At 66.5% G+C, this 14,195-nt stretch carries 16 protein-coding genes; 8 read left to right on the top strand and 8 right to left on the bottom strand.

Annotation, left to right across the window (positions count from 1 at the left end; all coding sequences use genetic code 11):
* The first annotated feature begins 146 nt into the window (after positions 1-146).
* Positions 147-821 (top strand): SatD family protein, encoded by a 675-nt coding sequence (locus tag BMZ43_RS12310; protein WP_256562933.1) that lies wholly within the window; start codon positions 147-149, stop codon positions 819-821.
* Positions 818-1,279, top strand: coding sequence for a hypothetical protein (locus BMZ43_RS12305; protein WP_093253933.1), 462 nt, complete (start codon positions 818-820; stop codon positions 1,277-1,279). Before BMZ43_RS12310 ends, BMZ43_RS12305 begins: the two co-directional genes overlap by 4 nt.
* A 2-nt stretch (positions 1,280-1,281) precedes the next feature.
* Here the strand turns inward: BMZ43_RS12305 and BMZ43_RS12300 are convergent, their stop codons facing one another.
* A complete protein-coding gene (locus BMZ43_RS12300) occupies positions 1,282-2,313 on the bottom strand; it encodes an MBL fold metallo-hydrolase (RefSeq protein ID WP_017640068.1) in 1,032 nt (343 codons plus the stop codon).
* A 57-nt stretch (positions 2,314-2,370) separates the two neighbouring features.
* On the opposite strand from BMZ43_RS12300, the gene BMZ43_RS12295 reads away from it, so the two are divergent.
* Positions 2,371-2,985, top strand: a complete 615-nt coding sequence (locus BMZ43_RS12295; protein ID WP_017640069.1) for a pseudouridine synthase — start codon at positions 2,371-2,373, stop codon at positions 2,983-2,985.
* A 9-nt stretch (positions 2,986-2,994) separates the two neighbouring features.
* Here the strand turns inward: BMZ43_RS12295 and BMZ43_RS12290 are convergent, their stop codons facing one another.
* Positions 2,995-3,960: a methyl-accepting chemotaxis protein gene (locus BMZ43_RS12290; protein ID WP_093253930.1), complete on the bottom strand. Its 966-nt coding sequence runs from the start codon at positions 3,958-3,960 to the stop codon at positions 2,995-2,997.
* A gap of 62 nt (positions 3,961-4,022) precedes the next feature.
* Positions 4,023-4,622 (bottom strand): LysE/ArgO family amino acid transporter, encoded by a 600-nt coding sequence (locus BMZ43_RS12285; protein ID WP_068383027.1) that lies wholly within the window; start codon positions 4,620-4,622, stop codon positions 4,023-4,025.
* Between the two features lie 98 nt (positions 4,623-4,720).
* Between BMZ43_RS12285 and BMZ43_RS12280 the strand changes: the two genes are divergently transcribed.
* Both BMZ43_RS12280 and BMZ43_RS12275 read left to right on the top strand, forming a co-directional pair.
* Positions 4,721-5,608 carry a LysR family transcriptional regulator ArgP gene (locus BMZ43_RS12280; RefSeq protein WP_068383029.1) on the top strand — a complete coding sequence of 296 codons (888 nt, stop codon included), beginning with the start codon at positions 4,721-4,723 and terminating at the stop codon, positions 5,606-5,608.
* Positions 5,609-5,689: 81 nt separating this feature from the next.
* Positions 5,690-6,634, top strand: a complete 945-nt coding sequence (locus BMZ43_RS12275; protein WP_093253928.1) for an NAD-dependent epimerase/dehydratase family protein — start codon at positions 5,690-5,692, stop codon at positions 6,632-6,634.
* Here the strand turns inward: BMZ43_RS12275 and BMZ43_RS12270 are convergent.
* The gene (locus tag BMZ43_RS12270) at positions 6,610-6,906 is read right to left on the bottom strand and encodes a hypothetical protein (RefSeq protein ID WP_093253925.1); all 297 of its coding nucleotides are present in this window, start codon (positions 6,904-6,906) and stop codon (positions 6,610-6,612) included. The genes BMZ43_RS12275 and BMZ43_RS12270 overlap by 25 nt on opposite strands.
* Positions 6,907-7,158: 252 nt before the next feature.
* Here BMZ43_RS12270 and BMZ43_RS12265 point away from each other — a divergent pair, with 252 nt between their 5' ends.
* On the top strand, positions 7,159-8,013 hold the full coding sequence (locus BMZ43_RS12265; RefSeq protein ID WP_093253924.1) for an ATPase: 855 nt from the start codon (positions 7,159-7,161) through the stop codon (positions 8,011-8,013).
* Here BMZ43_RS12265 and BMZ43_RS12260 read toward each other — a convergent pair.
* From BMZ43_RS12260 to BMZ43_RS12245, 4 genes are read right to left on the bottom strand one after another with little or no spacing between them, the layout of a single operon-like run.
* Positions 7,994-9,058 (bottom strand): hypothetical protein, encoded by a 1,065-nt coding sequence (locus BMZ43_RS12260; RefSeq protein WP_068383035.1) that lies wholly within the window; start codon positions 9,056-9,058, stop codon positions 7,994-7,996. The genes BMZ43_RS12265 and BMZ43_RS12260 overlap by 20 nt on opposite strands.
* Positions 9,055-9,615: a cob(I)yrinic acid a,c-diamide adenosyltransferase gene (locus BMZ43_RS12255; RefSeq protein WP_093253921.1), complete on the bottom strand. Its 561-nt coding sequence runs from the start codon at positions 9,613-9,615 to the stop codon at positions 9,055-9,057. The genes BMZ43_RS12260 and BMZ43_RS12255 overlap by 4 nt, the downstream gene beginning before the upstream one ends.
* A 21-nt stretch (positions 9,616-9,636) precedes the next feature.
* Entirely contained in the window at positions 9,637-11,658 is a 2,022-nt protein-coding gene (locus BMZ43_RS12250; RefSeq protein ID WP_064307382.1) for a sensor histidine kinase, read from the bottom strand.
* Positions 11,659-11,701: 43 nt separating this feature from the next.
* A complete protein-coding gene (locus BMZ43_RS12245) occupies positions 11,702-12,616 on the bottom strand; it encodes a putative 2-dehydropantoate 2-reductase (protein WP_093253919.1) in 915 nt (304 codons plus the stop codon).
* 123 nt (positions 12,617-12,739) lie between these two features.
* Between BMZ43_RS12245 and BMZ43_RS12240 the strand changes: the two genes are divergently transcribed.
* Positions 12,740-13,219 carry a YajQ family cyclic di-GMP-binding protein gene (locus BMZ43_RS12240; protein ID WP_017640080.1) on the top strand — a complete coding sequence of 160 codons (480 nt, stop codon included), beginning with the start codon at positions 12,740-12,742 and terminating at the stop codon, positions 13,217-13,219.
* A 97-nt stretch (positions 13,220-13,316) separates the two neighbouring features.
* Entirely contained in the window at positions 13,317-14,189 is an 873-nt protein-coding gene (locus BMZ43_RS12235; RefSeq protein ID WP_017640081.1) for a mechanosensitive ion channel family protein, read from the top strand.
* Positions 14,190-14,195: the final 6 nt, after the last annotated feature.

Below are 14,195 nucleotides of genomic sequence, written 5' to 3'. Positions count from 1 at the left end.
GCGGCGAGGCGTTGAGGGTGTCCTCAAAAGCTCTGGCTGCCTTTGTCTCTTGCCTGCTGGTTACTGGTGATAGTTAGCGCTAGGCGAGTCATACCATTTTTGGGTAAAAAGAGCTTATTGACCCTTTTCTAGTTACATCAAGAAAAATGACCCCAAAGCAGGTAAAAACCGCCAGAACGCTCGCAGTGGTAATGGGCGACTTGGTGCACAGCGAGCACGCCGCCGATATTGCGCAGTTACACAAAGCCTTCAATGAAGCGGTAGTGCAACACAACAGGCGTTATGCCGACGTCCTGGCGTCACCGCTGACCATCACCCTTGGAGACGAATTTCAGGGTCTGGTGACCTCCTTGAATGCCGGCGCTCGGCTGTTGCGTGACATCAGGCTGGATCTCCTGCAGCGCGATATCGACTGCCGCTTCGTCCTGGGGCTGGCCCGGATAGAAACGGCGGTGAATCCGCAACAGGCCTGGAACATGATGGGGCCGGGCCTTAGCCGCAGTCGGCACAAGCTCAATGACAAGCGTGCGCTCTGCCGCTATGGTTTCTCGCTGCCACAGGAGCCACTGCTGGAGATCGCCCTCGATGCGCTAGGGGTTGGCTTGACGGTTATTGAGAAGGGTTGGACGCAACGTCAGTTGAGCGATATCGCGGCACTCTTGAGCGGACAGTCGCCCGCGGAGCTGGCAGAACAGCGTCAGGTATCGGTCCATAGCATCTACAAGGTACGTACCTCCGGTCACTTTGACGCCTATAGCCAACAGTGGAACGCCGTGCTGGAGGTACTGACAGATCTGGATCGCAGGGAGGCTGAACAGTGAACGGGTTGCTGCAAGGATTGCATGCACTGGCCTATACGCTCTTGGCCTTGGTCCTGTTGACCGAGCTCGGCAATGTCTTGTGTCGCAGGATGCTCATCCGCATGCGACGGCCGGGGGTGCCAGACTCATCCGCTGATGGCGCCTTTTCCGCGGGACGCCTCATCGGTTGGCTCGAACGCCTGGTGTTGGCTGCGGGACTGCTGAGCAACAGCTGGGAAATCCTCGCGGCGGTGATAGCGCTCAAGACCGTCGCTCGCTTCAAGGAGCTGGATCAGCGGGACTTTGCCGAATACTTTCTGGTCGGTTCGCTGTTCAGCATTCTCTGGGCCATCGTGGTCACCGGGGCCTGGATGCTCTATGACCAGCATTGGGGAGTCGGTATGAGAGCCACCCTGATGGATTGGCTCAGCGCTTCCTCTCTACCGCCTTTGATCGAAACAGCAAAGGTCGGCGGCTGACCTCAGGGCACCGACCAGACCTCGCCCGGCGCCAGCGTCCTGAATGCCTCGTCCGCCAGCCCATGCAGTGTCCGGGCATGGGCCAGATCGCGGGGCGGGGCGAACTGCCCTTCGTCGCTCAGGGGAAAGGTGCCGAAGTGGATGCCCAGACTGCTGGCAGCGCCCAGCGCCTGATGGGCGCGTACGGCATCGTCGGGGTTCAGGTGGCTGTCCTGCATGAACCAGCGGGGTTCATAGGCGCCAATGGGCAGCGCGGCGAAACGCGGTGCGCCGAGGCGTTCGCGGATCTGCGCGAAGTGCGGGCCCCAGCCGGTATCGCCAGCGAAATAGACCGGCCCGCTCGGCGCTTCCAGCACGAAGCCACCCCACAGCCGGCGATTGGTGTCGAAGCGACTGCGCGCCGACCAGTGCTGGCCCGGCACCAGGTGCAGGCGTATGCCGTCCTTGAGCGGCAGACTCTGCCACCAGTCCAGTTCGCTGACCGTGACGAAGCCGGTCTCGCGGCGGATCAGCTCGGCATTGCCGAGGGGCGTCACCACCGGTGTCAGGGGCGCGCGCTCGGCCAGGCGCCTCAGGGTCGCCAGATCCATATGATCGTAGTGACTGTGGCTGACAAAGATCAGATCCAGCGGCGGCAGGTCGTCCAGGGCCACGCCGGGCGCGTGATGGCGCCGGGGCCCGATGAAGCTGAAGGGACTGACCCGCGCCGACCACACCGGATCGGCGAGGATGTTGAGGCCCTGGTGCTGGATCAACAGGGTGGCGTGGTTGACGAAGGTCACCCGCAACTCACCGCCCTCGACCCGCGTCGCCGGCCGTGTCGGCACGGCTGGGCCGTCCTGCCAGGTCCACTCGGGACGGGTGCGGGTGAACTGCCATTTCAGCAGCGTCCAGAGACTCTTGTCCTCGCGTGGCGCCAGGTTGTGGAAGCGCGCGCCGTCGAAGTGATCGGAGCGCGGACCCTCGTAGGCGGACGAAGCGCAGCCGGCCAGGGTGAGCAGGTGGATCAGCCACAGCGGACGAAAGATGCGCATGGGACCTCGGACGAATAGACTGGGCCATTCAGATTACCCTAACCGCCGTCGATCCCCATGTCGCGAAATACCCGTTCCACCCCCGGTCAGCGTCCCCGTCGCCAGGCCAAGGCGCCGCCGGTCACGCCGCGGCTGCTGCTGCTCAACAAGCCCTTCGATGTGCTCACCCAATTCGCCGACGCTGACGGCCGCGCGACCCTGAAGGCCTTCGTCGCGGTGCCAGGGGTCTATCCCGCCGGTCGTCTGGATCGCGACAGCGAAGGCCTGCTCCTGCTGACCAACGATGGCCAGTTGCAGGCGCGCATCGCCGATCCCCGGCACAAGCTGCCCAAGACCTACTGGGCCCAGGTGGAGGGCACACCTGGAGAAGAGCAGCTGCAGCGCCTGCGCCAGGGCGTCGAACTCAATGACGGCCTCACGCTGCCGGCCGAAGCCCGCCTGTTAGCCGAGCCACCGGTGCTCTGGGAGCGCGATCCGCCGGTGCGCTTTCGCAAGAGCGTGCCAACCGCCTGGATCGAGCTGACTATCCGCGAAGGCCGCAATCGCCAGGTGCGGCGCATGACCGCCGCAGTGGGTCTGCCGACCCTGCGCCTGGTGCGGGTACGCATCGGTCCCTGGGCGCTGGACGACCTGGCACCGGGGCAATGGCGCGAGGTACCGGCGCAGCTCTAGCGCCGCACCTCAGTCCTGCCACTGGCTGGCGGTCTCCTGCAGATCACCGGCGATGTCGGCGAGGCGGCGGCTGACGTCCTCAAGTACCTGCGGATCGATTTCGCGCGCTGGCTGACCTGGTTCGGTCAGCAACTGACTGGCCAGCAGGGCGCTGAGGGCGCCGACTTCGTTGGCCTGGTGGCGCAGGTCGTGGGTGTGCTGCACGGCGGCCTCGCGCAGGAGATTGGTGCTGAGGGTCAGGCGGCCCAGTTCGTCATCGCGCCCGCCGGGCAGCCGTTCGCCGAAACGTCCGCGGGCCAGCAGACCCAGTTGCCGGGCGCAGGCCACCAGTGGATCCACCAGTCGACGCTCCACCAGCCGTACCCCGAGGAACAGCAGGCCGCCGCCACAGAGCAGCAGGGCCAGGCCGGCGAGCAGGATGTCGCGCTGGGCCTCGGCGCGGATGGCGGCGATCTGCGCGGCGGTGCGGCCATGCAGGTCGTCTACCAGGGCGGCGAAGCCCTCGGCGGTCTCCCGGTCGATACCCCGAACCTCGGCATCGCCGCGGCGCGGATCGCGGTCATGGGCCAGATAGGCGGCATGGCCGGCGCGATAGCGCTCGCCCAGACGCCCGTGCTGGGCGCGCAGCGCCTGGAGCCGCGGTTGCAATTCGGGGTCGACGCGGGTGGCCAGCTGTTGCAGGCGCTGGTCGACCTCCGCTTCGCGGGTCAGAAAGGCCTGCCAATAGCGCTCTGCGGTCGCGGCATCGCCACCGCGCAGGAGAAAGTTCTTCCACTCCTGCACCTGGATCTTGAAGGTCAGGTGGGTGTCGTCGATCTCCACCAGCCGCTCCAGCGGCCCTTCGATCAGGTGCTGGTAGCGGTGCAGCTCGCGGGAGAGCAGGCCGAAGCCGGCCAGGGCGATCAGCAGCATCAGCAGCAGACTGCCGCCAAACAGGAGCAGGCTCTGACTACGGAGCGAGCGGGCGAAGGGCATAGGGACTCTCGGCAGAAAACGCAGAGCCGCAGCTTAGGGCGCTCGCCCGGCGAAGACCAGCCTCAGGTCGAGACCAGCAACTGCGCCGCGACGGCGAACATCACCAGCGCCACCAGCAGATCGATCAGCCGCCACACCCCCGGGCGGGCCAGATAGGGCGCGGCCCAGGCAGCGCCCAGGGCGAGACCGAAGAACCACAGCATGGAGGCCGTGGCCGCGCCGAAGACATAGGCCAGGGGCGCGGCCTGTTGGCTGCCCAGGGAGCCTACTAGCAGCACTGTGTCCAGATAGACATGGGGGTTGAGCAGGGAGACGGCGGCGGCGGCGAGCAGCGCCTGGCGCCGGCTGCGCGGACTCGTGGTCTCCAGACTGCCCATTGCCGCCGGCTTCCAGGCCCGCCGCAGCGCCTGGGCGCCATACCAGATGAGAAAGGCCGCGCCGCCCCAGCGCAGGATGACCACCAATAGCGGGCTGTGCTGGATCAGCGCGGCCAGCCCCAGCACGCCAGCGGCCACCAGGATGACATCGCAGGTCAGGCAGAAGGCGGCAATGGCCAGATGGTGCTCGCGGCGCAATCCCTGGGCCAGCAGATAGGTGTTCTGGGCGCCCAGCGCCATGATGAGACTGGCCATGGTCAAGAGGCCGGTGAAGTAGCTGTTCATGGCGGGGGCTTGCCTTGTCATCCTGGAATGGCTGCCACCTTGCCGGGTCTGGGTGTATAAGAAAAACCAATATTCCTTATGCAGCATTAGCCAGATCGATGATCGACTATAAATTGCTGGAAGCCCTGGCGGTGGTGGTGGAAGAGGGCGGCTTCGAGCGGGCGGCGCGGCGGTTGGGCCTGTCGCAATCGGCGGTGTCCCAACGCATCAAGCTGCTCGAAGCCCGGGTCGGCCAGGCGGTGCTGGTCCGGGAAACGCCGCCCCAGCCGACGGCGCCGGGTCTGCGCCTGCTGCGCCATATCCAGCAGGTGCGGCTGCTGGAGGCCGATCTGGGCAGCGCGGTGCCGGGGTTGGCCGAGGAGGCGCCACAGCGACTGCGCATCGCCCTCAATGCCGACAGCCTAGCCAACTGGTGGCCGCTGGCGGTCGGTCCCTGGGTCAGGGCGCAGGGTGTACTGCTGGATCTGGTGGTGGAGGATCAGGATGTGGTGCTCAGGCGCATGCGCGCCGGCGAAGTGGCCGCCTGTCTCTGCGCCAACGGCCAGCCATTGGCCGGGGCGCGGGTCAGCGCCCTGGGTGCCATGCGCTACCGGGCCCTGGCCAGCCCGGAATTCCGCACGCGGCAATTGGCCGGGTTGCCTGATCCCCAGGCCCTGGCGCGGGCGCCCGCCATCGTCTTCGGCCCGGATGACCGCTTACAGCATCGCTATCTGGAGCAGCTCGGCGTCACCCAGCCCTTCGACTACCACCTCTGTCCTTCCGCCGAGGGCTTCCTGCAGATGACCCTGGGCGGTATCGGCTGGGGGCTCCTGCCGGATATCCAGAGCGCGGCCGCCCAGGCGTGCGGCGAGCTGGTGGATCTGGCGCCCGGCCAATGGGTGGACGTCCCCCTGTTCTGGCACCACTGGCGCAACGGTGGCGCCGCCTTGCAGGCCCTGACCCGGCACCTTGAACAGGTTGCCGGTCAGTGGCTGGTGCGCGATTAGCGGCGGCTGTCGAAAGCTTTGGTTACACTGGCCGATGGGTCGCCGCGGGCGACCGCGGATAGCTTCGGGAATCCCAGCGACATGCGTATCTTGATCACGGGCGCCAGCGAGGCGCTCGGTGCGGGCCTGGCCTGCGATCTGCTCGACCGCGGCCAACTGGTGCGGGTGCACGGCCGTCCCGGTGCGACCCTGGATGCCCTGGTCGAGCGTGGCGCCGATTATCATCCCGCCTTGCTCGACCAGCCCGCGCAGGTGCTGGCGCTGTGCGACGACATCGACGCCATCGCCCACTGCACCGACGTGGCCGGCGTGCCGAGCGCGGCCGATCTGGACCACGGCCAGGTGCTGATCGAAGCCGCCCTGCAGCAGCAGGTCGCGCAATTCGTCTATGTGTCGTCCGCCCGTGTCTATGAACGGGGTGGCGAGGCGCTCAAGGAAGACCAGGTGCCGGCCAAGCCCAAGGGCCGTGAGGCCCAGCGCCGTCTGCAACTGGAGCGCCTGGCCCTGGCCGCCGGTGAATTCGGCCCTCAGGTCACGGTGTTGCGGCCGGCCCAGGTGCTCGGCCTGGCCGATCGCGACTGGGCGCGCGGGCTGCTGGAGCAGGCCAAGGCCAAGCAACTGGGGCGCCGCGGCAACGGCCTCAATCGCTGGGACTTCACCAGTGCCGGCAATCTGCGCCAGGCGCTGGTGACGCTGCTGCTGGAGCAGCCGGCGGCGGCTAGTGGCAAGGTGTTCAACCTCAGCGACGGCCAGCCGCTGGTGTGCTGGGATGCGGTCAACTTCCTGCTGCGGCGCTTCGAGCTGCCGGCGGTGACCGAGGCGAAGACCCTGAGTCCACGCGCGCTCTATGCGCGGCTGCGTACCCTGCGCCAGGAAGCTCGCTGGCCCGACTTGCTCGACAGTCCCTTCACCCTCGACATCCGCGCCGCCCAGGAGGCCTTCGGCTTTCGTCCGCAGGCCGCCTCCTGGACAGCATTGGAGGAATATCGTCCAGCTCGGCGTCAGCCGCGCAGCGGGCCGGTGTAGCGGCGAGTGGCCGCGAGAAATTCCTGGCTGACATAGGTCGAGTCTGCCATCTCCGCCATGGACGGCAGAGGGGTCACCACCGGCACCAAGCCGCTCAGCCTCGCCAGGCGCTCGCCGAGTTCACGGGTCTCAGGATCGTCCGAGGCCTGGCTGGCCGCCAGCATTCGCGGAACCGCCTCGGCTTCGTCGAAGCGAATCACCATGCCTTGCTCCTGCCGCAGTCGACGACGCAGTGCGCCGAGGCAATCGAAGAACGCCTTGTTGTATTCCATGCTCACCTCCCGTTTGGCTTGAGGTTCGTCGTGACGCAAATCACGTACCAGGAGCGCTAGCGCCAGGAACAACGGGGCTTGGTAGGGCTACCGCGGTTGATTCTGCGTCGTGATGGCGCAGTGATGTCGACGCAGACTGCGTTTCGGTGCACGATCCCGCAACGAAAGCTTCGGCCGACTGCCCCGCGTCGGCCGTGACGACCGTTATACTGGCCGCCATTCCGTCTTTTCGCCTCTGCTCACAGGTCTGCCATGCGCAACGATCTTCTCGATGAAATGGACAACGTCCCGAGCCTGACACCGGAGCGCGATGACCGTCGCCCCGTTGGTCGCCGGCCGGTCGAGGCCGACGAGGTCTATCACGAGCCTGCCGCCGTTCATGCCCGCCCGGTCCGGCGCGGCCCCTCCACGGCGCCGCTGTGGGTGCTGATCGCCGCTCTGACCCTGGCCCTGGCCGGCGTCGCCTGGTGGAGTCACCAGCAACTGGTGCTGATGCAGGAGCAGGTGGTGGCCACCCAGGAGAACTTCGCGCGCATCAGCGAGGATGCCCAAGGCCGGCTGCGTGACATCTCCGGCAAGCTGGTGGAAAGCGAATCCTCCGGCACCACCAGCCGCGAGGCCTTGCTGCTGCAGGTCAAGACGCTGCAGACCAAGGTCGCCGAACTCACGCGTCAGCAGCAGGGGGTGAGCGACAACCAGCAGGCCCAGGACAATCGCCTGCAGAATCTGTCCACCGCCGTGCAGACGGTACAGACCGGCAGTAGCGAGGTGGACACCCGGCTGAAGGCCCTGGCCGAGGAACAGGCGGCGCTGAAGAATGGCCTGGCGCAGACCGGCAGCCTGGCCGAGCAGGTCGCCAGCCTGACCGCGCAGAACAAGGCGCTGCAGGCGGACATCGCCGCCTTGAAGAAACCCAGTGCCCAGAGTCAGGCCCTGGGCGAGATGCAGCAGGACCTGCTGGTGCTGCGCAGCGAGCTGGACGCCCGCCCGGTCGGACCGGACAGCAAGGAATTCGACGCCTTCCGCCTGCAGACCACCCGCAACATCACCACCCTGCAGACCCAGGTGCAGAATCTGCAGCAGCAGATCAGCGCCGGGGCGCGTTGATCGGATCGATCTCGCTGCGCTGCCATTCCTGCGGCCAGAGCTCGCCGTCGAGCTGATCGAGCCGGCGCTGCAGGACCTTCTGCTTGAACACTTCGAGGATCTCCACCAGCACCTCGTCCAGGGCATTGTCCTGGGCGCCGCTGGGCAGACTCTGATCGAAGCCGTGATCGGCCAGGCGACTGGCCAGGGCGCGGAAGTCGCGGGTGCGCAGACTGGCCGCCGCCTCCCGTACCAGGCCGTTGACGATATCGGTAAGCACCCCGTCCAGGGTGTCGGCCAGGCGCTCGCCCATGGGCAGCCGCTTGAGGCGGGCCAGGTCGGGGTTCTCGTCCAGGGCGCGCTGCACCACGTCGCCCACCAGCCGTTCCAGGGTAGCGCGATTCTGGCTGTAGCCCTGTTCCACCATCGCCTGGATGCGCAGCGCCATGCCGTCGATCAGCCGTTGCTTGCGCGGGCGGATGACGCGGTCGATCACGCTCTGGGAGAAGTCGTCGCGGGTATTCAGCTCGTCCTGCAGTTCACCGCAGATCTTGATCATCACCCGATCCGACAGGTCCTCCATGAGCAGCTGGTAGTAGTGGTTGAACAGTCGATAGGGCCGCCAGCCGCGCATGTCGATCAGTCCCAGGCGTTGCAGGCGCAGGAGCAGCGAGATGATGCGTAGCGCCCGCAGCAGCCGGAAGCCGCCCAGGGGAATGCAGCCGAGCACGTCGTACCAGTGGATGAAGGGATAGTGGTACCAGCGCGCATGGCGGCGCTCGACCACCGCCACCAGCCAGCCCAGCAGTACGTCGGCGATGAAGAAGGCGACGAACACCAGGTCGATGCGGGTGAAGTGGGCGTGGATGCGTTCGCCGTAGAAGGCGTGGAAACCGGGCAGCACGGCGGCCAGGGCCTGGTTGAGTGGCCCCAGGGCATAGAGGCTGTCGAACAGGATCAGCGCCAGGTTCACGCAGACCAGGATCAGGATGAGGCCGTCCCAGAGGGCCAGCAGCCCCTCGTGGCGACGCGCGGGTGGCGCGGCGGGCGTGGCCGGCGCGCTCATGGCCGCGCGGCCTGCCAGAGCACCTCGCTCACCCCCTGGCGCCGGGCGACGATGCGCGCGGCGACGAACAGCAGGTCGGACAGGCGATTGAGATAGGGCAGGCCCTGGCCTTCCAGGGATTCCACCGCATGCAGGCTGCGGCAGCGCCGCTCGGCGCTACGGGCCAGGGTGCGGCAGACATGGGCCTGGGCCACGGCGCGGGAACCGCCGGGCAGGATGAAATTCTCCAGCGGCCCCAGCTCGGTGTTCCAGCGATCGATAACACCTTCCAGGCGTTGGATCTCCACCGGCTGCAGGGCGCGATAGCTGGGCATGGCCAGTTCGCCGCCAAGGTCGAACAACCGGTGCTGGCAGGGCGCCAGGGCCTCGCTCACCTCGGCCAGGCGAGCGTCCTCCGCCAGTTCGGCGAGCAGCAGACCCAGGGCACTGTTGAGTTCGTCCACCGCACCGATGGCCTCGATGCGCGGATGGTCCTTGGGCACTCGGCTGCCGTCGGCGAGCCCGGTATCGCCGGCGTCGCCCTGGCGGGTGTAGATCTCGGTGAGGCGAAAACCCATGGCGTGGCTCCTGGCTGGGTCCTAGACGGATTCGAAATCGGCCTGGACGAGGGGCAGGCGCAGGGTGAAGCAGGTCCCTACGCCGGGCGTGGAGTGCACCTCCATCTGCCCCTTGTGGTTATTGGTGATGATGAAGTACGACACCGACAGGCCCAGGCCGGTGCCCTGGCCCACCTCCTTGGTGGTGAAGAAGGGCTCGAAGATGCGTTTGCAGATGTCTTCGGGGATGCCGATGCCATTGTCTTCCACCTGGATCTCCGCCCAGCCGCCGCGTAGCTTGGTGCGCAAGGTGATGCGACCGTATTCGCCTTCTTCCTCGTCGTCGCGCAGGTGGATGGCCTGGGCGGCGTTCTTGAGCAGATTGAGCAGCACCTGTTCCAGCTCGTTGGCGATCACCGGCACCGGTCCCAGCGCCGGGTCGAATTCGCGGAGGATCGACAGGGTGCGGAAGTCGAAGCCCTCGGCCAGGTCGAAGTCGTTGCCGGCGATCTCGATGGCCTGGTCGATCAGCGGCGGCAGCTCGCTGGCTTCCATCTTGCGATTGCTGCGGCGGCTGAAGGCGAGCATGTGGCTGACGATCTTGGCCGCGCGACTGCCGGCCTGGTGGATGCCGTCCAGCAGGCGCGGGATCTGCCGACTCTCCAGGTAGCAATTCACCGCATTGAGCTCGACGCCGGATTCGGCCGCCTGCTCGAGATTCTTCGGCAACTCCGGCGACAGGCGCCGGCGGATGTTCTGCACATTGTGCAGGATGGCGCCCAAGGGATTGTTGATCTCGTGGGCCATGCCGGCCGCCAGGCCACCCACCGAGAGCATCTTTTCCGACTGCACCATCATCTCTTCCATGTTCAGGCGCTGGGTGATGTCGTCGATACGGATCACCACGCCGCGCCCGGCGCCACCCATCAGCGGGTAGAAGGTCAGGGTGTAGTGACGTGGGGTGTCGGTCAGCGCCCAGGTCACTCGCTCCACCTTTTCCACCCGCAGCAATTCGGCGGTGCGACTCAGTTGCGGCAGGAACGGCTTGAGCGAGGGAAAGGCGAGAAACACCGGCTGGTTCAGGGCTTCGTCCAACTGGGTGCCGGAGAGGTGGGTGGCTTCCTGGTTCCACTGGGTGACGTAGAACTGCTCGTCCACCGCGATCAGCGCCGAGGGCATGGAGTCGATGATGCTGTTGAGGTAGTTCTGGAAGCCGGTGAGCTTCTTCTCGATCTTGCCGCGGACCTGCACTTCCAGTTCCAGTTTGCGGTTGGAGCGGCGGGTTTCCTCGGCCAGACTCTGGGCCTGCAGCACCGCGTACTGGGCATCGTCGCGAGCGCGCTTGAGCTGTTGCTCGCGACCCTGGATGCGGCCGAGCATGGTGTTGAGGGACTCCGCCAGACGGCCCAGCTCGTCCTCGCTACCCTTGCTGGCGCGTAGCGAATAGTTTTCCTCGCGGGTCACCTGGCGCGAGAGTTCTTCCAATTCGCGGATCGGCAGGGTGATGAGTCGCTTGATCTGCCGGGCCACCACCAGCCAGAGCAGGATGCTGAAGGTCAGGATCGCCAGGCTGGCGGTCAGGGTGCCGCGATAGAAGGCGCCTGGCAGTTCGCTGCTGGCCACCAGCAGCAGGTGTCCCGGCGCGCCCTCGGGGCGCGGCAGCTCCACCAGCAGGTTGGTGCGGAATTCCCGCAGGCGCCAGGTCTGCAACTCCTCGAAGCGCGCCGGCACCTGTAGCCGATCGCCGTTGTGCAACTCGGCCAGGCGCTGACCCTGGCTGTCGTAGACCGCCGCCAGGCGCAGCGGCGCATAGCCGTCCAGTTGCCGCAATTGCACCTCGGCCGCCGCTGGCGAGGCCAGCACCTCACGGCTGAGCACCGGACTGGCGAACAGCCGGCCCAGGGTCTGCAGCGCCTGGGGCGCCACGCTTTCCTGGGAGATCCAGTAGGCGGCGCTGATAAAGGTCACATTGGCCACCACCAACACCGCGACCATCATCACCAGCAGGGCGGCCAGCAACTTGCGGCCGACCGGGAGATTCTTCAGGCGTTTGGCGAGGATCATGGCGCAGCCGTGGCAACAGGGAAGCGGGCAGGGTAGCCCGCAGCTAGTCCTCGGGCAATCCGCGCTCCGCGAGCCGGGTCTGCAGGCGCTGCTGCAGCTCGGTCAGGCGCGGCACCGCCAGGCGCAGCCGTCCGGCGATCGGCAGGGCATGGCCAAGCAGGTAACTCACCTCGGTACGCTGGCCGCGCTCCACGTCCTGCAGCATCGAGGAGCGGTTGTGGGCGGTGGCGGCGATCACCGCCTCGACCTCCTGCTGCAGTCCCTGGGCCGCCGGGGCGAGTCCCATGGCTTCCAGCAGAGCGGTGAGTTCGTCGCAGAGCGCCGCCACCTCCGGCAGATGCCGGCGCAGTTCGCCGTTGCGGCAGCCATGCAGCACGGTCAACGGATTGATGGCGCAGTTGATCGCCAGCTTGCGCCATAGCCGGGCGTCGATGTCGTCGGTCCAGCGCACCGGAAAGCCCAGCTCGGTGAGGGTATTCAGCCAGGCCGGCGGGTTATGGCTGCCGAGCTGGTCGCCGATCCAGATCTGGCCGGCACCGGCCGCCACCACATGGAAGTCGGTCTCGCGATAGGCGCCCTCGGTGGTGCTGGCTCTCAGGCAGCGCGCTCGCGGTACCCGGGCGGCCACCGCGTCCTGGCTCCCCAGGCCGTTCTGCAGCAGCAGGATCTCGGCTTCCGGCTCCAGGCGCGCGGCGACGCTGGCGATGGCCTCTTCGGCGTCGTAGCTCTTGCAGGCCAGGATCAGTCGGCGGATCGGATTGCCGGCTTCGGGCGTCTCGGCGGGCAGCGGATAGAGGCTGGTGGTGTCGCCTTCGCTGAGGCGCAGTCCGCCGCCCGCGCGGTACTGCGCCAGGCGCGTGCGATCGCGCAGGATCAGCCGGACCGGCTCGCCCCCGCGAAACAACCGCGCCGCCCAGAGTCCGCCGAGACTGCCGGCGCCCAGTACGTGCCAGCTCACAGCTGTGACTCCGGTGTCGATTCCTTGCGCATGGTCGGATTCCTGAGGAAGAGGGCCAGTCGTTATAATGGTCGGTCAGGCTGCAGCGTCAAGGCTGCCCCATCGCAACCGAGGAGAAAATCCATGCCTTCCTTCGACGTCGTATCGGAGCTGGACAAGCACGAAGTCACCAACGCCGTGGACAACGCCATGAAGGAGCTCGAGCGCCGGTACGACCTGCGCGGCAAGGGCAGCTTCGAGGCCAAGGACCTTACCGTCACCCTGACTGCCGATGCCGATTTCCAGCTCGAACAGATGCTGGAGATCCTCAAGGTCAACCTGGCCAAGCGCAAGATCGACGTCCAGTGCCTGGAGGTCAAGGATGCCTACGCCTCCGGCAAGACCGTGAAACAGGAAACCACCCTGCGCGAGGGCATCGACAAGGAGCTGGCGAAGAAGATCGTCGCCCTGATCAAGGACAGCAAGATCAAGGTCCAGGCCGCCATCCAGGGCGAGCAGGTGCGCGTCACCGGCAAGAAGCGCGACGAATTGCAGGAGGTCATCGCCCTGCTGCGCGGCCAATCCCTGGGCATGCCGCTGCAGTTCGACAACTTCCGCGACTGAGCCCGTCTTCGGAACCTCTCGGTCTACCGTCCGTCGCACATAGGGCGCCGCCATTCAGGTCGCGCCCGACTTTTTCTTGTGCGTGGAGAGGTAGACGATGGATTTGAGTGCCCAGACCGATCACCTGCTGACGGCCTTCATGGCCTGGCTACCGGTCATTCTGCAGTATTGCGGCAACGTGGTGCTGGCCCTGATCACCCTGTGGATCGGCTGGTGGGTCATCAATCGCCTGACCGGACGCTTGGCCGCGCTGTTCACCGCACGGCACATGGACCAGGCCCTGGAAACCTTCGTGGTGACCTTGGTCAACATCGGTCTGAAGGTCATGCTGGTGATCAGCGTCGCCTCCATGATCGGCATTGCCACCACCTCCTTCGTCGCCGCCCTCGGCGCGGCCAGCCTGGCCATTGGCCTGTCGCTGCAGGGCAGCCTGGCCAACTTCGCCGGCGGGGTGCTGATCCTGCTGTTCCGGCCGTTCAAGATCGGCGACTACATCGAGGCCCAGGGCGTGCAGGGCACCGTGGATTCGATCCAGATCTTTCACACCGTGCTGCGTACCGGCGACAACCGCACCATCACCGTGCCCAACGGCAACCTGTCCAACGGCATCATCACCAACCAGTCGCGCCAGCCGACCCGACAGATCGTCTTCGACGTCAAGGTCGGCTACGACGCCGATCTGCAGAAGGCCAAGCAGGTGCTGGCCGATATGGCCAAGGATCCGCGGGTGCTGGAAACGCCGCCGCCCGCCATCGTGGTGGCCGGGCTGGGCGACACCTTCATCACCGTGTCGCTACGCTGCTGGACCGCCAACAGTGACTTCTGGGGCACCCAGTTCACCTTCAACGAGCAGATCCGCGATCGGCTGCGTGCCGAGGGCATCGACATCGCGCTGCCCAGCCGGGTGGTCAAGGTGCTCGACGACAAGGGTGACGAACGCGCTGCGGCCGCGGCGCGCGGCGAAGCCTGAAGCGGG

The sequence above is a fragment of the Pseudomonas sp. Snoq117.2 genome, assembly GCF_900110545.1.
In the GTDB taxonomy this organism is placed as follows: Bacteria; Pseudomonadota; Gammaproteobacteria; order Pseudomonadales; family Pseudomonadaceae; genus Chryseomonas; species Chryseomonas benzopyrenica.
This window is presented reverse-complemented; position numbering and strand designations above follow the sequence as displayed.